Consider the following 16,887-nt stretch of genomic DNA (forward strand, 5'->3'; position numbering starts at 1 on the left):
GGACGAATCAGATGTTAGACCTGACCCGCTGATCCGCAAGGCCCATACCGATGTTGAGTTGCAATTTTTTCTGATGAAGGCGAGGTCTGTCAATTTGACATGTCAATTTGACATCATGGCAATCCGACATGGTATCGAGATGGCATCTTAAAAAATACTTCAGTAGACCCCTTACTTCTTGCTGGGCCGAGTGGGAGAATCCGTCAATCAGCGGATATGACGGAGCGCTCCCGACGATGACCACGTTCAACACCCCCAATTTCGTCACCCTCCACCCCGTCGCCCTCAGGAACGGCCGGCTCGACGTCGGGCAGGCGTTCCCGACCGTGGAGATCACACGGACGGAGGACGAGCGCTCGATCACGTACCGCCGAATCACCTCGGTCGACGCGGTCGATGGCAGCTTCATTTTCATGCGCGACCCCGTCTGCCACGGGGGCTCCCATCACCGCCTCGTAGGCGGCGAGCTCGTGCCTGACGTACGCCGAGGCCCTGGACGAGCTCGATCCGGAGGGCGTCCCGCGACGCAGATACGAGGCGCGCTTGGGCACCCTCCCGCGCAAGCCGAAGCGCATGATCCTGCCCGTAGACAGCGACGACGAGTGGGTGGCGGGCGACACGTATCCGGACGTCCTCTGGGAGGGCGCGTTCGTCACGTGCACCGCCAGGAAGGGCCGCCAAGTCTGGTTCAGGGCGACGACCTACGAGGAAATCGTCGCCCTCGGCGTCAGCCCCTGATCGCGCTGGTCGTTTTCGTCCCCGTCCCGAAAATCGAACTCCACCTCCCGAGAGCAGGATCACCCACCCCTCATGATCAGAGCATCCATCCGTTATTTCGCCCTCGTCATGGCCATGCTGGCCGCCGTCACCGTCAAGGCCGTCTGGGAGGGCGGCAAGTGGGTCCTCCGGAGTGTCCGGGACAGCCTCCGCCCGCCCGTCGGCGCCGGCGCGGACATCGAGGGCGCATTCGACACCATCGCCGCCAAGGCCGAAGCCGCCACCGCCGCCGTCCCGGTCCCCGCAGCGGAATCCCCCGTCGCCGCGAAGCCTGTGCCGGCGCCGATTCCCCTCGACCCGATTTTGGCCCGGGGTCGCATCGCCGAGAAGTTCGCCCACGACATGATGACCATCGACGACGAGCCGTCGACTGAAGGTCTCGACGAGGCAGCGGCCGCCTGGCTGAACAGCCTCAACGCGGCCGAGCTTCTCAAGCTGGACCAGCATGGGGCTCACCGCATCGGCAGCCACATGGCCGGCCTCCGTCTGATCGAGGGCTTGCCGCTCACGCCGACGATGACGGAGTACCGGTCCGCCCTGTGCGCGGCTGCTCAGGTCACCCCCGAGCAGCGGGCCAGCGTGAAGGAACACGAGGAAACCCTGAGGAGGGTCATCGACGAACTCCTTGAGGAGGACCCGATGCGGTACGCCCCGGCGATGTGATTCAGCCCACTCAGTAAACAGGCCCGCCCGGGTGACCGGAGCGGGCCTTTTTCACGCCTGGATGCCCGGGTGCGACATGTTGTCCAAGGCATCCGATTTTCGTTGCGCCTTTCCCAGTGCACACACGGAAGCATGACGTGCGCACACCGAATACCGCGTCAGGCGGCCCGCATGTGGCGGACCAAAAGGCCCTTCGCGCGGAGGGTTTCCGCCTTTGAGGACGCGAGCTCGCGCTGGAGGCGCGCGTTCTCAGCGACGAGGGCGACGTTCTCGGCCTGGGTCGCAAAGAGCACCTGACGCAGGGCTTCGACTGCCCGGGCGGCACGCTGGGATGCTGTGATGTTCCGGTTTGCCTGCACGGCATCGGCGTGGGCCTGAGCGGCGACGCGATCCTGACGGGCCCTGTGAAGGACGCCGGCAAGACCGAGGCCCGCTGCGTCAAAACCCGAGCTGATGTTGTGGGCTGAAATGGACATCGGGGGGTCTCCTCGGGCTCGCTTGCTGGGGTGACGATCTCAGCTCGCGGACTCGACGTCGAGGGGGAGTCAACACCTGTTCCTGGCCCGTACACCAAAACAGGTCGACGATTTCGAGGGCGGTTAGCGACCCGTTACTCCTATTGTAAGAATCGAATTATCCGCTGGATGGCGTCACCGGCTTCGGGCCCCATGTGTGGGCGGATGCACCATGGCGGCGCACGCTCGCGGGCATGCCTTTCACACTCGATTTCGACAGCGCGGAGTTCACGCGGCAGGCCAAGGCCTACGTAGCGAAAACCGTGCGACCTGCCCTCGACGAGGCGGTTCTCTACATCGCGGCGTCAGCCCGGAAACGCCTGTCCGAGGCGACCCCGATATATTTCGACCGCCCCATCGAGTGGACGGTCGACGGCTTCGCTTACAAGAAGGTCGAGGGCGCCACGGCGGCGGAGGCCTTCGTCTACGTCCTGCCAGGACGCGCCCGGTACCTCGGCCTGGAAGTGTATGGCGGCGAGCGCGTCGCGGGCGATTTCGCGACGACGGATCAGGGCCCCCTCGTCCCCGGGCGTGACGCCGTCCTCGACGAGCACGGCAACCTTCCCCGGGGCTATATCTCCGACGCCGTGTCACGCGGCGCCCGGTGGATCGAGGCGAAACCCGGCCGCCCGCCCATCCTGGTGCTGCCCGGGCGCGACCGAGTGGAGGTCCTCGCGGTCATCACCGAGAAGACCACCTACAAGGCGCGATTCCCGTTCCACGACCTCGTCGAGAAGGTCGTCTTCGAGAAAGGCGCGGCCGCCGTGGCCAAGTACCTGAAGTGACGCGGACGGAGCACGCCGCGTCACGCTAGCTCGGGCACAGGGGCAGCAGCGCGTAGTCCGAGACGTTGTCCTGCTGGGCTGTCGGGAACTGGGGCGAGGCCTTGAATGTCTTGATCGGGCCCCGCCACGAGGCCCCGCCGTCGAACGACGCGTAGGCCTGCCCGAACCGAGTCGCGGAACCGTCGACGTAAGTGGGAACGACGATGGCTCCGAGGCCGGGCATCGGGAACGCTCGCGAGAACGCGTTGGCGACGACGGCCGGCGGGGCCAGGACGTAGGCGCCCGTGCCGTCCGCGTGGATGATCTGCGCGCTGGGGTTGCTCGCCACGAGGCCGTCGGGTGTCATCCGCAATTAAGCGTCCAAATCATATTGCGGTTTCTGATCACGACTTTGGCCCATGAGGCGGCATGGCACCAAGCTTCAGGGTCCGTCCGGATAGTAATGCGGCTCGACCGTGCCCTCGGACGGGGATCATGACGGCAGCGGCGTTGAAGAAGGCCTGGAAAATCCGATCCCGGGCGATGTCACCGGCCCACTTCCGCAACGCTTTGGCCCCCGGGCGCTATCAATGTCGCGAACCGCTGTACAGCTTCGCGTAGGTTCTCAGGTGGGAACCCGCCAAACCCGAGCATTAGGCCGGGACGGCCGGGCAGAGCGGCGTACATGGTCGAGATTGGGCGGGCCACAAGCCTCGCCGAAAGCATCCGACGGGCAAGCTCCACGTCATCGGTCCCATCCGGCAGCCACAGGACGATATGCATCCCTTGGTCGCTGGCCTGGACGCGGAAGCCTGCCGGCAACTCTCGCGTAAGTGCATCCATCAGAATGGAGCGTCGTTCGGCGTAGATGCCTCGTATGCGTCGGATGTGCGCTTCGAAGAATCCTTCCCGCATGTAGGCCGCGAGCACGTGCTGTTCGGTGGTGGGCGAGTGCCGGTCGAGGATGGCCCTGGCCCCTGCGAAAGCTTCTGTCAGGGGTTCGGGTGCGATGACATAGCCGAGACGCAGTGAAGGGAACAGGACCTTGCTGAGCGTGCCGAGATAGACAACTCGTGATGGATCGAGTCCCTGCATCGAGGGGAAGGGGTGGCCGGCATAGCGAAGCTCGCTGTCGTAATCGTCCTCGACGATCCAGGCGTCGTGCTGACGGGCCCAGGCGATAAGAGCCATCCGCCGGGCCATGCTGAGAGGCATCCCAAGCGGATACTGGTGCGACGGCGTCACGAAAGCTGCGCGGGCTCCACCGTAGGGCGGACGGACGGGTCCCGACCCAACTTGGTCGTACAGACGGTTCTCCCATCTACTCTGAAGCGGACATGCAACGTCATGCTGTTCTGGCGATGACGGCAAGCCACCGTGTTACCAGCCTTGTAATCCGTTCAAGGAAACCGGCATCCCAAACCGAGTTCGCAAGTCGTCGAGAAGCCAACGACCCGCCCGGCCGAGCGGGCGTGCGCGCATGTGTGCAGCGTACACCGTCAACGTGCCGGTGGAAGCAGAGGGCTCCTCATCAACACGAAGTGTCACGAGGCGACCGTTCTTCAGGAACGGCGCGACGAGATCTTCCGGCATCCGACACCAGCCCAGCCCGGCAAGGAGGAAGTCCAGCCGGCGACCAAGGTCGACGAAGCGCCAAACCCTTGTTCCGATGATGCCGTAGCTCGCCCCGTCCGGCGTGGCCGGATCGGACAGGACCAACTGGATGTGCTCCTCGATGTCCGCCCACGTCGCCGCACGACCGAGCTGCGCCAGGGTGTGTGTCGGTGCGACCACCGGAATAAGTCGCGCCTCGACCAGCGGTAGGGCGACAATGTCTTCCGGTACGCTCGGGAGCAGTAGGCAGAAAGCAAGTGCAGCCTCGCCCCGACGCAGGCGTCGCTCGGCCCCGCGCAATCCCTCCGTCGAGAAGCTGACCGGCAGATGGGGAAAAGCGTCACGGAGCGCGCGCAGGCTCTCGATAAGAGGAGCCGTGGGCACCAGTGGGTCGATTGCGACCGCGAGTTCGGGCTCGATCCCCTCGCGGGCCCCCGCCGCCACCGCTTCGAAGCGGCTGGCGCTTGCCAGTATGAAGCGTGCCTGCACCACGAGCGCTCGGCCGACGTCCGTCAACCGTGGGCGATGGCCGGAGCGGTCAAATAGCGTGACGCCCTGTACGCCCTCCAGCGTCGCCACGGTCTGACTGATCGCCGACTGAGCGCGCTTCAAACGCCGACCGGCAGCCGAGAAGCTTCCGAGCTCGGCGATGGTCACCAGCACACGAAGCTGATCAAGGGTAAGGCTGCCGATCATCCATCACCTGGGCTGATAGAAAGTATCGTCTTTTAATCGCTTCCGAGCGGGACATCCAACGGGCAAATACGTGTCACTCGACCCGTTCAAACGGCACCGATTCCCATCCCAGGCACCCATCGTGGAGACTTACATGCGCCGCCTCCTCATCGTAGAGGCTAGCCCCCGCGGCGACCACTCGATCTCGCGCAATCTCACCAGTCGCTTCGTCGCCCGGTGGCAATCCGCTCACCCGAACGGAGAGATCGTCGAACGCGACCTGATGCAGACGGATCTGCCTTTCGTAACCGCACCCTGGCTCCAGGCCTACTTCACCCCGCCGGAACGCCATTCGGCGGAGATGAAGTCGGTGCTGCGCCTCTCAGATGAGTTGGTCGCTGAGCTGTTGGCGGCTGATCATCTCGTCATCGCGACGCCTGTCTACAACTACAACGTCCCAGCAGTGCTGAAGGCTTGGATCGATCACATCGTCCGCAAGGGCATGACGCTTGGGATGGATGGCAAGGGTCTTGTCACCGGTAGGAAGGCGACCGTCTTGCTCGCCTCCGGCGGAGTCTACGCAGAAGGCTCGCCAATCCGGGACCGGGACATCGCTACCCAGTACCTGCGCCTGATCTTGAACGTGATCGGCATCACTGACGTGACGTTCGTGGCTGCAGGAAACGCCAAGTCCGTCGACATGGGCGAAACTGTGATGGATTCGTTCATCGACCGCTTTCAGGCCGAAATCGACGCTGAAGCGGCTTGAACGGCACGATGCTGCAGCGGCCTAAGAGGGATGAAAAATAGCGCGGCGACCGTCCGTCAGTTCGCCCCGCACGCTTTGGGAAGCTCATGGCCGAAAACGCCGCCTTGCAGTTACACGCTGCGGCAGAGTGTAAGGGTGAACCCCTCCGGATCATGCCGACGAAGGTTGTGAACTCACTCGACCTTTGTGAAGCCCGAACGAACGAGAAGGCCTGTCTTCGTCGAATGGACGGATTGCCGCCGCAGGGATAGCTTCGTCTCATGCTTAGGTCGCTCGACCTCCTCAGACAAACGGCACAGCCTTCGTGCGTCATCGCCGACGGCGACGAACACATCATCCTCTTCGACGGGGGCGTCGGCTACGCCAAGCCTTGGCACTGGCACGATGGCCTCATGCTGTTGCTGCCCTGGGTCGGTATCCTCAAGCTCAAGCACGAGGGTCAGCGTGACGGCGCCTGGCTCACCGACGACCGCTTTGCCGTCGTCCCCGCCTCGCACGCTCACGACACGAGTGCTTTCCGGTCCGACCAGACACACATCGCCGTCTACGTCAGGGATGCGGCGTTACGGCGTATCGAGGCGCAGCTTGGCTCGCTCAATCGTTTCCGAGCCGCGATCCGCACGAGCGCCATGTTCTCGGTCTCCCCGGAGATCCGCACCCTGCATGCCTTATGTCGCGAGGGCAGCGGGGACCCTGTGGGCCGAGACGCTGTTCGCGCCCATCTCTCCGCGGCGCTTCTCATCCGGTGCCTTGGTGCCATCGAGAGAGGCGCGCCCCTCCCGACTGCCTCACGTCACGGACATGGCGCTGCGCTGATCCGTGAGGCAAAAGCCTTCGTTGCCGCACGGCTGGACCAGGACGTCCCGCTCGACCTCCTTGCCGCGAATCTCCGTGTCTCGCGGCGGCACATCACCCGCCTGTTCCAGGCGGAGGTCGGACAATCGGTCGGTGCGTTCCAGCGAGCCAAGCGCCTCGACGCAGCACGTGCCATGCTGACCACGACGGACCTGTCGGTCGACGAGATCGCGAGCCGAGTCGGTTTCGAGAGCGGCTCGGCTCTATCCCGGGCCCTGCGTCGAGAGGGCGGTTTGGCCGCTACGGGCATCCGCACCTCATCCTCCAAGTCGATGGCCCGCTCGGTCGCGACGTAGGGCCCGCACGGCCGCGCACGTGGCACCCGTTCCGGCGAGTATGGGGATCACGGCGCCGAAGAGATCCGGCGCGCTCCGAGCCAGGGATAGGAGTCATGAGCGAAGTCGAAGTCGTCCGCGTCTTTACCTGTGACGGCGCGGGAGGGAATCCGTGCCCCGTCTTCGCGGAGGCCAACGCCCTTGATGCAGACGCGATGCAGGCGGTGGCGCGGCGATACGGCCACGAGAGTGGTTTCGTGCTGTCGCCCGCGGACGATGCGCACGAGTTGGCGTTCCGGTTCTTCGTACCGAATCATGAAATGGAGATGTGCGCGCATGCCACTATCGGCGCACTCTGGGTGCTCGCGCGCCGGGGGCGGCTGACGAATGCACCAGTCCGGATCGCAACGGCGAGCGGAACCGTCACAGGCTTCGTGCAGAAGCGGGATGACGGGTCGTGGCGCGTGGAGATCACCCAGCCTGCCGGGCGAGTGGCACCGCTCACGTCGGATGCGGTGGAGGCGGTCTGCGCCGCCCTAGGCATCGGCCGCGAAGCCCTTGCTGACCTTCCGCTGCACAACGCAGCCACATCACGGGTGAAGACCCTGGTTCCGATGCGCCTCCCGGCGGGTCTCCACGCTCTCGGCCCCGATCCGGCCGCCGTCGAGGCCGTCTGTCGCAGCATCGGTTCGACTGGGCTCTACCCCTACGCGGTCGTGGACGGGCCGGGACGGGTGTTCGAGGCTCGCCAGTTCCCGCGGTCGTCCGGCTACCTGGAAGATGCTGCAACGGGCATCGCCGCGGCAGCCCTGGCGTTCGGCCTCCTGCACGACGGCACCATCGAAGCAGACGACAGCCCAATCCTGATCCACCAGGGTCGAGCGATGGGTCATCTGTCGGAGATCCGGGTCCGGATCGGCTTCGCCGGCGACCGCGCCCTGGGTTGCCTACTCGGCGGAGAGGTCGCATCCGGCGCTGATCTCAGCATAACTCCTGCGGGGGTGTCCGCATGAACGCGGCGATCCTTTCCCGGTTGGCCGCCGCTGGCCTTGCTCTGCCGCGACCGACGGTGCCGGCAGCCAACTACGTGCCGTTCACGCGCGCCGGCGCCCTGCTGTTCGTCGCTGGGCAGACGCCTATTCGGGACAGCGAGCCGCTGTATCGTGGCGTCGTCGGCGAAGACGTCACCGTCGAGGAGGCGCAGGCCGCGGCGCGTGCCTGTGCGCTGAACATCCTCGCCCAGGTTGGCATCGCAGTGGGGGACGAACCCCATCGGGTGCGATGCCTGCGCCTCACCGGCTTCGTTCGCTGTCGCGATGACTTCAGGCACCAGGCGCGGGTGATGGACGGCGCCTCCGACCTCATGGTGCTCGCGCTGGAAGAGGATGGGCGGCACGCGCGAACCTCCGTCGGGACCAACGCTCTACCACGCGGCGTCCCCGTTGAGGTCGAGGGCCTATTCGAGCTGGTGTGACCGCTTTCGTCCCCCAACGGGGACGTCCCGCCTCGTCAAGCGACTATGCTACCGCCCCGCTTACGGACGAAGGAAATCGAAAAATGTATGCCTCGAAACGCGCGGCTGCAGCCGCAACGGTGACGCTTGCCTTGTGTTCAACTTCCGGCGCCCTGGCCGATGAGCTGACGGGCACCCTGAAGAAGGTCAAAGAAACGGGCGTGATCACGCTTGGCTTTCGCGACGCCTCGGTGCCCTTCTCCTACCTAGACGGGGATCAGAAGCCGGTCGGCTACGCACTCGACATCTGCCGTCACATCGTCGACGCCGTGAAGGTGCGGCTCGGGCTCGCGCAGCTTGAGGTTCGTCTGAACGGGGTGACCTCGGCGACCCGCCTCCCGCTGATCGCCAATGGCACCATCGACCTCGAATGCGGCTCGACGACAAACACCTTCGAGCGCCGCAACCAGGTTGCGTTCACCAACACCAACTTCCTGACCGCGACGCGCTACGTGGCGAAGAAGGGCGCCGGCCTGCACACCATCGACGATCTGCGGGGCCGGACCGTGGTCTCGACCTCCGGGACGATCAACCTGCGGCAGATCAACGAAGCCAACGTCGCGCGCAACCTCGGGCTGACGATCCTGCCGGCCGTCGATCACGCCGAAGCGTTCCTGATGGTCCAGAGTGGTCGAGCGGCGGGCTTCGTGATGGACGACGTGCTGCTCGCCTCCCTTGTGGCAGCCGCGCGGGACCCCGGGGCGTACGAGATCTCGACGGAGGCGCTGTCGAAGCCCGAACCCTACGCCGTCATGCTACGCAGGGACGACGCGCCGTTCAAGGCTGTTGCCGATGCTGCGACGGCCAAACTCTACGCCAGCCCCGAGGGCAGGAAACTCTATGACCAGTGGTTTACCCAATCGATTCCACCACGCAGCATCAATCTGAACCTGCCGATGAGCGACGCGCTTTCGAAGGCGTACGCTCGTCCGAGCGACAGTCACGACCCGAACTCGTATTGAGTGCCATCCGTAGCCGGGTTTTGATGGCCAACCGCTATGCGCTCCCGTTGGCCTTTGCCATCCGACCCAGGTGGCTCACACCGAAGCCCTCCGGGTATTTGAGTCCGTAGCCGAGGCTGCGGTCGAAGCCGATATGCGCGGCCCAGATAAGACCTATCTGCAAGGCCTGCGGCGCATGGCCGGAGCCACCCCAGACGAGGCACGCGAGCGGCAGGACGTACCAGTGAGCGAGGTTGTACAACACCGCGCCCGGCTTGCTCCCCGCAACGTAGCCGATCATGCTCAAGTCGGGCACGAAGAAGAGGGCAGCGAATAGCCACCAGCTACCGCCCTGCCAAGCGTAGGCCATAGATGCGGCAACCAGGACGGCGAAGCCTTCGGATCGCACGAGCACCCTCGGCCATCCGCTGACGATCCCGTTCATCGTACGCTCCCCAAAACAATGCACACTCCCGAAGATCCGGCACTCAACAATATGCGTTAAGCTGCCTCCGCGTAGCCGCGCCTGCGATCTCACAAGAGTAGGATCACTCGCATCCCTGAAGGTCCGCTCCTCCTTTGCAGGGGCAAAAAGCGGACCGTCCGAGAAGCACCCGCCCTAGTCGTAGGTCTTTGGCCGCGAGGTCGCCCGGAAGCGGACTTTCCCGGGGCCTGCAACGGGTGGGCAGCGGACGCTGACCCTTTAGCCTGAAGCGGACGTTCCGCCTCCGATCAGATCTTACAGTTGAGGCCGGTCTAAGCCGTCCTCAAAAGCTTCCATCGGCCAGCTGGGTGTTGTGCAACCGCGCTCTGTGTGAATGCTCGATTGGCGCTGAAGCAGGGGGTTCAACCCGCTGCTGAAGATCCACCGCCTTCGCTCCGCAGATCCATCTCCGCAGCTTCCGCGAAGGGCAAGACGGCAACCTGTCGACCCTCCTCGTCCGTGATCTCGAAGGTCCGGCTCAGAGCACATCGAAGGGACGTGCCGGTTCTAAGGGCTTCACCGATGATGTGCTTGGCACTCAGCACCGCATCACGCCACGCAGCATCGAGGCTGGGGTACTCCCCTCCTTCAGGGTCCTCCACGTAGGTCTGCTCCGACCGGATGTGGGAGTAGAACATCGGCATTCGGAGGCTACTTTCGTTACCAGAAATTAAAAACCCTAACTTACAATAAAACGTTCCGTCGCAAGGTACTTAGAACGATATCGTACACTTGTCCTACAGGTGGAGCTGGCTACACACTTACGAGAAATGCGGAGGTGCCTCGCCTCTGAATGGACCGATGAGGCGCTCGTACTCTGCCTCTGGGAAGCCGTAGCTGTCACCGGCGAGTGCAAGCAGCCCATCCCGATCCAGCAATTTGAGGTGCCCGCGCGTTGCTCGGATCAAGCCCAAGCCTTCGACCTCCTGGATGGCAAGGGTGACACCGGAGCGTTGGACGCCTAGCATCAAGGAGAGGAACTCGTGCGTAAGGGCGAGATCGTCGCCTTCCAATCGGTCGTGAGCCATCAACAGCCACCGCGCGAGACGTTCCCTCATCCGATAGGCACCGTTCGCCAGCGCTGAGTGACTGAGGGTCAAAATCTGGAACTGGACGTACCGCAGCAGCACGCCTTGCAGGGTAGAACTTGCCTGCGTGGCCTCGACCAGAACGTCGGTGCGTACCCGGAGCCAGGGTGCGCCGACTTGAACGAGGATGTCATGGGATGCCCGATCTGATCCCAGCACAGCCGCTGTGCTGACCATGCCCTCGAACCCGAAGCACCCAACTTCGATCTTGCGGCCGTCGCTCGTAACCGCAAGGTTCGATGAGAGGCCGCCTTCCGGGAAGTATGTGAACTCCAGCGGCTGGCCCTGATGGATCAAGACCTCGCCCTTGTGAACGTTGACGCGTTCTAGGTGTGGCAGCAACCGGCCAAGATCATCCAACGACAGCGCCTGAAGTAGCCGATTGCAGGTTGTCGTCACACTCATTGCGGCACTCCGAATTACCTGATGTCGAGGCGAAAGCAGCCCTTTCCCGGTCCAGCTTCAGGGCGTGACCGATTATCGGCTGAAGCGAGGAGGCTACAAGAGCTGGTCTGAGATCTACCTCTGCGCTCCTTCAAGATTGGGGAACGTGGGCGCGTGGGTGATCAAGGCGGCCAAAAACCTACTTCCAGGCACCACCGGCCCGCCTCGTCCGCGTGCTAGTTCGAGAGGCGCACGAACACTGCCACGAGGAAGCCATCGGCGAACACGAGCTGCCTCTCGGTGTCCTTGCTGCCGGTCGCGACCTACACGGGCTGGAGTTGAAGGTTCATGCCGCCGTTCGGTTTCCCAGATGCAGGTAGTTCGACCGGAACTCGCCGACCGCCTTGAGCCGAGGCAGATTGAGGATCGTCAGGCGCCGACCCTTCAGCTCAATCAGCCCCTGGCGCCTGAGTTCCTGCAGGGAGCGGTTCACGTGGACGTTCGAGAGCCCGGTTGCGTCTGCCAACTCCCCCTGAGTCACAGATAGGTCGAAGCTGTCGCCCTCGGTCCGGTCGACCGCGCGCAGCCGGACGAGAAGCTCGCAGAACAGATGGGCGAGCCGTTCCACGGCTGAGCGGCAGCCGACGTTCACCAACCACTCGCGCAGGGTTGCCTCGTCCACAAGCGTACTCATGCGTAGCGCCCGCGCGACCTGCGGATGATGCTGGGTCAAATGGGCGATGATTTCAGGGGAGACATGCACCACCCGGCAGGCCGACACCGTACTGATGGTGTGGTCCATGGTGTCGAGGAGGGCCACGTCGTGGTCGCCGAGATCCCCCGGCAGCAGGTAGGCCAGGATCTGACGGGCACCGGTCTGGCGCACCTTGTGCCGGCAGGCCATGCCGTCGAGGATCAGGAACACGCCCTCGGGCCGGTCGCCCTCGCGGATCAGGTCGATGCGCGGCCCGATCAGGCGGGGATTGGCGCTGATCTGGGCCAGGATTGCACGATCCGCCTCCGAGAGCACCCCGAAGCCTTCAAGCTTGCGGATGAGCGGGTTGCGTCGGGCTTCGGACGGTTCCAGCAAGCGGTAGCCCGCCTGCTGCGGAGCGTCGGTGAGATGGATACCCACCAGGGCATCGTCCTCGGAGAGCAGTGCGAAACGTTGCTGAGCGAAGGGGGGCATGCATGGCTCCTCGAAGAAAGGCTGTCTGCCACCTCAAGGACGCAGGGCTGTATGCCGCAAGCTATAAACATGTATTCGATTGCGCGTAAGGTAATGGAACCCTCCGGAGCGGTATCGAACGCCTGAATGTCCGCTACCGAACTTTTGAACGTTCGACACCGAACATAAGTACAAAATGGTTGTTTGGCTTATAATAACTTGCAAACATGGGTTATTGAACCTACAAGATATGCATTGCCTGCTGGTATGAACTGAGCGCAGGCGACTGAGAGACCGTGTGCGCTCTTGCTCCAGCATGGGGACAAGAGCCCGTGGCTCACATTGAACAATCGAGCGTACGCAATCGCCTGCTCAAGGCCATGCTGTCCGAGGATTTCGCCCGGCTTCAGCCTCACCTGGAGCCGATCGACCTGCAGTCCGGCCAGACCCTGATCAAGCCCAATGGCCACATTGAGCACCTCCACTTCATGGAAAGCGGCATCGCCTCGATCACGGCTGAGAGTGCGAACGGCCGGGTCGAGATCGGGATGATCGGCCGCGAAGGTGTGGTGGGCGCCACGCCCGTGCTCCTCGGCTCGGATCGGGTGCCGTACGACCACTTCATCCAGCTGCCCGGCGTTGCCCTGCGCATCCGTGCGGGGACCGTGAGCGGCGCGATGGAGGAGAGCCCAGCGCTGCGCAAGCTGCTCCTGCGCTACATTCTCACCGAGATGATCCAGGTCCGGCAGACGGCTCTGGCCAATGCGACCCAGGAGATCGAGGCGCGCCTCGCCCGCTGGCTGCTGATGTGCCACGACCGGGTCGACGGAGACGAGCTCCTGCTCAAGCACGAGTTCCTCTCGATGATGCTGGGGGTGCGGCGCTCCGGGGTGACCCTGGCGATGCAGCAGCTCGAGGGCGCTGGCCGCATCCGGGCCAAGCGCGGGCGCGTGACCGTGATCAACCGCGAACTCCTGGAGGACATGGCGGACGGCAGCTACGGGACCCCGGAGGCCGAGTACGTGCGGCTGATCGAAGGAGCCTGAGGATGCCTCGCTACTTCTTCAATCTTCGCTACGGCCCCGGCGCCGACAAGCTGGCGGTCGATCCCGAAGGGGATGAACTCGCCGATGATGAGGCCGCGCATCAGTACGCATTGCGGGAAGCGCGTGGCCTGATCGCTGGGCCGCCTTCCCTCGTCGTGCGGGATTGGTTTGTGTGCTCGTTCGAGATCGAGGACGAGAATGGCCGATGCGTCCGCATGGTGCCGTTCAGCGAACTCGTGACTGAAGAGGATAACGAGGCGCAAGCGGGCTGAACGCAAGGTCTGCATCAGCCAGAAGGCGCCCGAACGCGGGCGGGTCGGAAAACACCCTTTACGGTCGTAGATTTTCATCTACCAAGCTGCCGGGAAGCGAACCTCTCTAAGGCCTGAGAAGGGTGGGGAGCGGACCCTGACCCTTCGCCCTGAAGCAGGCGTACCGTCTCCGACCCAACGCGGATGTTTGCGCCGATAGGTTGCAACGACTTGAGATAATGGAAATTAGAACATCAACCGTGGGCTCAAAACTGCTGCGGTGGCCTTGGGTTACCGACGAGGATAAAGCGGCTCGAACCGCTCAATGAACCGCATGCCGTCCCAAAGATCGACGGCATACCCATCAGCAAGGGCTCGCGCCTTGTCCTTGGCTTCATCGTCTTCCAAAGCAGAAATCGGCGTGTTCAGAACCTCGCCTCCGCAGGCGTTGCGCATCACGGCCCGGTAGCACGGTGTCCCATCCGGCTCGGCAGATGGGGGCCCGCTCACCGGATGAGCCACGTGCCTGTGTAGGTCACAGCGGCCGAGTAGATGGGATGCCCTTCCTCGTTGGTCACCAGCACCGAAAAGGCTTGGTGTTCGCCGTCCTTCGGCACCTCGTGCGCTGCGATCCCGGGCAAGATCTTCTTCGCATAACGAGCCGCCTCCTCAGGGCCCGGAAGGACCGTGCCCTCTTCGTCGCGAAGCGTCTGGCCGTCATGGATATCGAAGAAGTAGCGAGGCACAGGGCTCTCCGCGCAGCAGGCGGGAGCACACAAGGTCTCACAGGCGCGGAAGGCCGAGGGAAGGGCCGCGATGCACTACGTTATAGACGCTATGCCTACCGGGAATTTAACAAATGGGTGTGATTTCTCGTCCCTGCGGAACGGTCGGGTATCTCACATAACAGGGTACGGGGGAGCCTTCGGGTTTAGGTGAAGGTAGTTCGGATCGAAGCCCGCATAGGCCTTGATGGCTGCCACGTCGGGTAGGGTGACATACCTCTCCTTGAGCACGACCAACCCTAGACCCCGCAACGCCTGAAGCACGCGGTTGACGTGCACGTTCGAGAGCCCGGTTGCGTCGCCGAGATCAAGCTGCGTTAGGGGGAACGCGTAGCTGTTCTCTGTCGCAAGCCCGACCGCTTGAAGGCGGATGAGGAACTCGCAGAACAGGTGCGCGACCTGCTCGTCAGCGGAGCGACGACCCATGCACACCAACCACTCCCGCAGGATCGCCTCATCAACCAGGCCAGCCCACTGCAAGGCGCGGTTCAGGACCGGGTAATTCCCCGTGAGGTCGTTCATCACCGAACGTGGGATACGCACCACGTCGCAGGAGCTGATCGTTCCGATGCAGTGGTCCATCGCGCCGAGGATCGACACGTTCAGGTCGCAGAAGTCCCCGGGAATGAGAAAGGCGACGATTGATCGCCCGCCGTTCGGAAGGGCCTTGTAGCGGCAGGCAAAACCTTTCTGGATCAGGTGAACGTGATCCGGCACGTCTCCCTCCGAAATGAGGTTGGTGCGAGGATTAGTTACGCGAAGGTGGGCACTCGCATCCCTAAGGGCTCTTTCGTCGGGCTCGGAGAGCGAGAAACGGCGTCCAAGCTTCTGGATGAGCGGATTGAGCATGTGCCCCCCTGGGCCATGCCCTCTGGTCGGTGTGACGTCCTAAGCAACGACAATCCAGAAAGTTGCGCTGAACGTTGGAATATAATCTGTGAGGTTATCGCAATCTGATCGGTTCAACGACGAAAATTATGATGAGAAGAGCTTTCGCTAAAAGCTTCCACCCGGTACGCCGTAGAAACAAGCATAGAAGCTAACTTTAACGATCCTACTCGCTATGCAAAAGCTTAGCTGTTTCTGAGAGCGATATGTGGGATTTCGGACGATTTCGTTAGGTCGATTGTGCGCAATCCATCATCGGTTTATAGGCTGCACGATGATCTCTGCCGTGTCGGAAGGAAGCGGCAATTGCACCGGAGCCATTCATGACACAGGTTACATCGTCTGCGGTAAGCTCCTCCAGCCCCTTCATCCGTAAGCTGGAAGCGTTCGCCGTGCTGTCGGACGAAGACCGCCTGATGCTAGAGCGGATCAGCACCGAACCTTATGTCGTCGACCCGCAGACCGACCTCGTACGGGAAGGCGACAAGCCTGATGGCGTTTACCTCATCATGGAGGGCATGGCCTGTCGCCATAAGCGGCTGGTGAGCGGCGCGCGCCAAATCATGGCCTACCTCGTGCCGGGCGACCTGTGCGACCTCGACGTGGCTCTGCTGGACCAGATGGATCACACCATCACGACGCTGTCTGACTGCAAGGTCGTTCGCCTCTCCCCGAAGACTGTCGCAGACATCATGGAGGACCACCCGGCCGTTGCACGCGGACTGCGTATCGGCACCCTGGTCGACGAGGCCACCTTGCGCGAGTGGCTGCTCAATGTCGGCCGCCGGACGCCGATCCAGCGGCTCGCCCACCTGTTCTGCGAACTATTCGAGCGCTTGGCAGTCGTCGGCCAGGTCCGACATGACAGCTTCAGCCTGCCGCTCGCGCACACGGATCTGGCCGACACCACGGGCCTGACCAAGGTGCATGTCACGCGCTCTATCCAGGAACTCAGGCGGCAGCGGCTGATTGACCTTACGGATGGTGACCTGAAGATACTGGACCTTCCTCGACTGCGGGAAATAGCCGGCTTCAGGGCGAACTATCTGCACCTCGGAGACGCTGCTGCCGCATGAACCTTCGTCTACAGCCAGTTCAGGTTGCCACGGGCAGCGATGACCAGGAAAGCCGCCTCGTCTTCGCGAGCGGCTTTCTCATCGCAGTGCTGGTCTGCCTCTCGGCCCAGCACGAGGCGGATGCAGGCAAGTGGTACCTGGAGGCCGGGTTCGGCCTTATTCAGGATGTCACCGCACCGCTTTTCGCCGACTTGGATGAAGCCCAAGCCTGGATCAGGGATCAGCTTACCGTTCAGTCTTGACGTCACAGGCTGACCTCGCCGATCACGTGGTTTATGCCACTACCTGCAAACTAGGTCGTCCTACACCAAGCTGACCCTAAGCGGACCTTTCAAGTGCCTGTGAAGGGTCGAGAG

General features: G+C 63.2%; 22 protein-coding genes and 1 pseudogene. 12 read left to right on the plus strand and 11 right to left on the minus strand.

Going from position 1 to position 16,887, the window contains the following annotated elements; translation table 11 throughout:
• Positions 1-543 precede the first annotated feature (543 nt).
• Positions 544-738, plus strand: a complete 195-nt coding sequence (locus OF380_RS00570) for a hypothetical protein (RefSeq protein WP_264048850.1) — start codon at positions 544-546, stop codon at positions 736-738.
• 72 nt (positions 739-810) lie between these two features.
• On the plus strand, positions 811-1,440 hold the full coding sequence (locus OF380_RS00575; protein ID WP_264048851.1) for a hypothetical protein: 630 nt from the start codon (positions 811-813) through the stop codon (positions 1,438-1,440).
• A gap of 158 nt (positions 1,441-1,598) precedes the next feature.
• Here OF380_RS00575 and OF380_RS00580 read toward each other — a convergent pair whose 3' ends face one another.
• A complete protein-coding gene (locus tag OF380_RS00580) occupies positions 1,599-1,916 on the minus strand; it encodes a response regulator receiver protein (protein ID WP_264048852.1) in 318 nt (105 codons plus the stop codon).
• Between the two features lie 233 nt (positions 1,917-2,149).
• On the opposite strand from OF380_RS00580, the gene OF380_RS00585 reads away from it, so the two are divergent.
• Positions 2,150-2,740, plus strand: coding sequence for a hypothetical protein (locus OF380_RS00585; protein ID WP_264048853.1), 591 nt, complete (start codon positions 2,150-2,152; stop codon positions 2,738-2,740).
• A 25-nt stretch (positions 2,741-2,765) separates the two neighbouring features.
• Here OF380_RS00585 and OF380_RS00590 read toward each other — a convergent pair whose 3' ends face one another.
• The 3 genes and pseudogenes from OF380_RS00590 to OF380_RS00600 form a co-directional block, all read right to left on the minus strand.
• On the minus strand, positions 2,766-3,092 hold the full coding sequence (locus OF380_RS00590; protein ID WP_264048855.1) for a hypothetical protein: 327 nt from the start codon (positions 3,090-3,092) through the stop codon (positions 2,766-2,768).
• Between the two features lie 173 nt (positions 3,093-3,265).
• A pseudogene (locus OF380_RS00595) lies at positions 3,266-3,979 on the minus strand (aminotransferase-like domain-containing protein); the annotation flags it as partial.
• Positions 3,980-4,099: 120 nt separating this feature from the next.
• The gene (locus OF380_RS00600; protein ID WP_264048856.1) at positions 4,100-5,029 is read right to left on the minus strand and encodes a LysR family transcriptional regulator; all 930 of its coding nucleotides are present in this window, start codon (positions 5,027-5,029) and stop codon (positions 4,100-4,102) included.
• Positions 5,030-5,162: 133 nt separating this feature from the next.
• Here OF380_RS00600 and OF380_RS00605 point away from each other — a divergent pair, with 133 nt between their 5' ends.
• The 5 genes from OF380_RS00605 (at position 5,163) to OF380_RS00625 (ending at position 9,382) form a co-directional block, all read left to right on the plus strand.
• Complete coding sequence (locus tag OF380_RS00605; RefSeq protein WP_264048857.1) at positions 5,163-5,777, plus strand: FMN-dependent NADH-azoreductase; 615 nt, start codon at positions 5,163-5,165, stop codon at positions 5,775-5,777.
• A 260-nt stretch (positions 5,778-6,037) separates the two neighbouring features.
• The gene (locus tag OF380_RS00610) at positions 6,038-6,928 is read left to right on the plus strand and encodes an AraC family transcriptional regulator (RefSeq protein ID WP_264048858.1); all 891 of its coding nucleotides are present in this window, start codon (positions 6,038-6,040) and stop codon (positions 6,926-6,928) included.
• Positions 6,929-7,023: 95 nt separating this feature from the next.
• Positions 7,024-7,920, plus strand: coding sequence for a PhzF family phenazine biosynthesis protein (locus tag OF380_RS00615; RefSeq protein WP_264048859.1), 897 nt, complete (start codon positions 7,024-7,026; stop codon positions 7,918-7,920).
• Positions 7,917-8,381 carry a RidA family protein gene (locus OF380_RS00620; protein ID WP_264048860.1) on the plus strand — a complete coding sequence of 155 codons (465 nt, stop codon included), beginning with the start codon at positions 7,917-7,919 and terminating at the stop codon, positions 8,379-8,381. Before OF380_RS00615 ends, OF380_RS00620 begins: the two co-directional genes overlap by 4 nt.
• Positions 8,382-8,464: 83 nt before the next feature.
• Positions 8,465-9,382, plus strand: coding sequence for an amino acid ABC transporter substrate-binding protein (locus OF380_RS00625; protein ID WP_264048861.1), 918 nt, complete (start codon positions 8,465-8,467; stop codon positions 9,380-9,382).
• 34 nt (positions 9,383-9,416) lie between these two features.
• On the opposite strand, the gene OF380_RS00630 is transcribed toward OF380_RS00625, so the two are convergent.
• The 4 genes from OF380_RS00630 to OF380_RS00645 form a co-directional block, all read right to left on the minus strand.
• The gene (locus OF380_RS00630; RefSeq protein ID WP_264048862.1) at positions 9,417-9,806 is read right to left on the minus strand and encodes a DUF4260 domain-containing protein; all 390 of its coding nucleotides are present in this window, start codon (positions 9,804-9,806) and stop codon (positions 9,417-9,419) included.
• Positions 9,807-10,207: 401 nt separating this feature from the next.
• The gene (locus tag OF380_RS00635) at positions 10,208-10,489 is read right to left on the minus strand and encodes a DUF6894 family protein (protein WP_264048863.1); all 282 of its coding nucleotides are present in this window, start codon (positions 10,487-10,489) and stop codon (positions 10,208-10,210) included.
• Between the two features lie 117 nt (positions 10,490-10,606).
• A complete protein-coding gene (locus tag OF380_RS00640) occupies positions 10,607-11,338 on the minus strand; it encodes a Crp/Fnr family transcriptional regulator (protein ID WP_264048864.1) in 732 nt (243 codons plus the stop codon).
• A gap of 325 nt (positions 11,339-11,663) precedes the next feature.
• Positions 11,664-12,506 carry a Crp/Fnr family transcriptional regulator gene (locus OF380_RS00645; RefSeq protein ID WP_264048865.1) on the minus strand — a complete coding sequence of 281 codons (843 nt, stop codon included), beginning with the start codon at positions 12,504-12,506 and terminating at the stop codon, positions 11,664-11,666.
• Positions 12,507-12,817: 311 nt separating this feature from the next.
• Here OF380_RS00645 and OF380_RS00650 point away from each other — a divergent pair, with 311 nt between their 5' ends.
• Together OF380_RS00650 and OF380_RS00655 are read left to right on the plus strand one after the other, a co-directional pair.
• Positions 12,818-13,531 carry a Crp/Fnr family transcriptional regulator gene (locus OF380_RS00650; RefSeq protein ID WP_264048866.1) on the plus strand — a complete coding sequence of 238 codons (714 nt, stop codon included), beginning with the start codon at positions 12,818-12,820 and terminating at the stop codon, positions 13,529-13,531.
• 2 nt (positions 13,532-13,533) lie between these two features.
• Positions 13,534-13,803 carry a DUF6894 family protein gene (locus OF380_RS00655; protein WP_264048867.1) on the plus strand — a complete coding sequence of 90 codons (270 nt, stop codon included), beginning with the start codon at positions 13,534-13,536 and terminating at the stop codon, positions 13,801-13,803.
• 270 nt (positions 13,804-14,073) lie between these two features.
• On the opposite strand, the gene OF380_RS00660 is transcribed toward OF380_RS00655, so the two are convergent.
• The 3 genes from OF380_RS00660 to OF380_RS00670 form a co-directional block, all read right to left on the minus strand.
• Positions 14,074-14,241 (minus strand): hypothetical protein, encoded by a 168-nt coding sequence (locus OF380_RS00660; RefSeq protein ID WP_264048868.1) that lies wholly within the window; start codon positions 14,239-14,241, stop codon positions 14,074-14,076.
• A 47-nt stretch (positions 14,242-14,288) separates the two neighbouring features.
• Complete coding sequence (locus OF380_RS00665; protein ID WP_264048869.1) at positions 14,289-14,528, minus strand: DUF6894 family protein; 240 nt, start codon at positions 14,526-14,528, stop codon at positions 14,289-14,291.
• A 153-nt stretch (positions 14,529-14,681) separates the two neighbouring features.
• On the minus strand, positions 14,682-15,416 hold the full coding sequence (locus OF380_RS00670) for a Crp/Fnr family transcriptional regulator (protein WP_264048871.1): 735 nt from the start codon (positions 15,414-15,416) through the stop codon (positions 14,682-14,684).
• A 362-nt stretch (positions 15,417-15,778) separates the two neighbouring features.
• Between OF380_RS00670 and OF380_RS00675 the strand changes: the two genes are divergently transcribed.
• Entirely contained in the window at positions 15,779-16,531 is a 753-nt protein-coding gene (locus OF380_RS00675) for a Crp/Fnr family transcriptional regulator (RefSeq protein ID WP_264048872.1), read from the plus strand.
• On the plus strand, positions 16,528-16,773 hold the full coding sequence (locus OF380_RS00680; protein WP_264048873.1) for a hypothetical protein: 246 nt from the start codon (positions 16,528-16,530) through the stop codon (positions 16,771-16,773). Before OF380_RS00675 ends, OF380_RS00680 begins: the two co-directional genes overlap by 4 nt.
• Positions 16,774-16,887: the final 114 nt, after the last annotated feature.

Origin of the sequence: Methylobacterium sp. FF17, assembly GCF_025813715.1 — a bacterium.
GTDB lineage: Bacteria > Pseudomonadota > Alphaproteobacteria > Rhizobiales > Beijerinckiaceae > Methylobacterium > Methylobacterium flocculans.

Bases quoted from the DNA above. Each gene is read 5' to 3' on its own strand.
- OF380_RS00575 (WP_264048851.1), top strand. From the start codon at position 811: ATGATCAGAGCATCCATCCGTTATTTCGCCCTCGTCATGGCCATGCTG.
- OF380_RS00580 (WP_264048852.1), bottom strand. From the start codon at position 1,916: ATGTCCATTTCAGCCCACAACATCAGCTCGGGTTTTGACGCAGCGGGC.
- OF380_RS00585 (WP_264048853.1), top strand. From the start codon at position 2,150: ATGCCTTTCACACTCGATTTCGACAGCGCGGAGTTCACGCGGCAGGCC.
- OF380_RS00600 (WP_264048856.1), bottom strand. From the start codon at position 5,029: ATGATCGGCAGCCTTACCCTTGATCAGCTTCGTGTGCTGGTGACCATC.
- OF380_RS00605 (WP_264048857.1), top strand. From the start codon at position 5,163: ATGCGCCGCCTCCTCATCGTAGAGGCTAGCCCCCGCGGCGACCACTCG.
- OF380_RS00610 (WP_264048858.1), top strand. From the start codon at position 6,038: ATGCTTAGGTCGCTCGACCTCCTCAGACAAACGGCACAGCCTTCGTGC.
- OF380_RS00615 (WP_264048859.1), top strand. From the start codon at position 7,024: ATGAGCGAAGTCGAAGTCGTCCGCGTCTTTACCTGTGACGGCGCGGGA.
- OF380_RS00620 (WP_264048860.1), top strand. From the start codon at position 7,917: ATGAACGCGGCGATCCTTTCCCGGTTGGCCGCCGCTGGCCTTGCTCTG.
- OF380_RS00625 (WP_264048861.1), top strand. From the start codon at position 8,465: ATGTATGCCTCGAAACGCGCGGCTGCAGCCGCAACGGTGACGCTTGCC.
- OF380_RS00630 (WP_264048862.1), bottom strand. From the start codon at position 9,806: ATGAACGGGATCGTCAGCGGATGGCCGAGGGTGCTCGTGCGATCCGAA.
- OF380_RS00635 (WP_264048863.1), bottom strand. From the start codon at position 10,489: ATGCCGATGTTCTACTCCCACATCCGGTCGGAGCAGACCTACGTGGAG.
- OF380_RS00640 (WP_264048864.1), bottom strand. From the start codon at position 11,338: ATGAGTGTGACGACAACCTGCAATCGGCTACTTCAGGCGCTGTCGTTG.
- OF380_RS00645 (WP_264048865.1), bottom strand. From the start codon at position 12,506: ATGCCCCCCTTCGCTCAGCAACGTTTCGCACTGCTCTCCGAGGACGAT.
- OF380_RS00655 (WP_264048867.1), top strand. From the start codon at position 13,534: ATGCCTCGCTACTTCTTCAATCTTCGCTACGGCCCCGGCGCCGACAAG.
- OF380_RS00670 (WP_264048871.1), bottom strand. From the start codon at position 15,416: ATGCTCAATCCGCTCATCCAGAAGCTTGGACGCCGTTTCTCGCTCTCC.
- OF380_RS00675 (WP_264048872.1), top strand. From the start codon at position 15,779: ATGACACAGGTTACATCGTCTGCGGTAAGCTCCTCCAGCCCCTTCATC.
- OF380_RS00680 (WP_264048873.1), top strand. From the start codon at position 16,528: ATGAACCTTCGTCTACAGCCAGTTCAGGTTGCCACGGGCAGCGATGAC.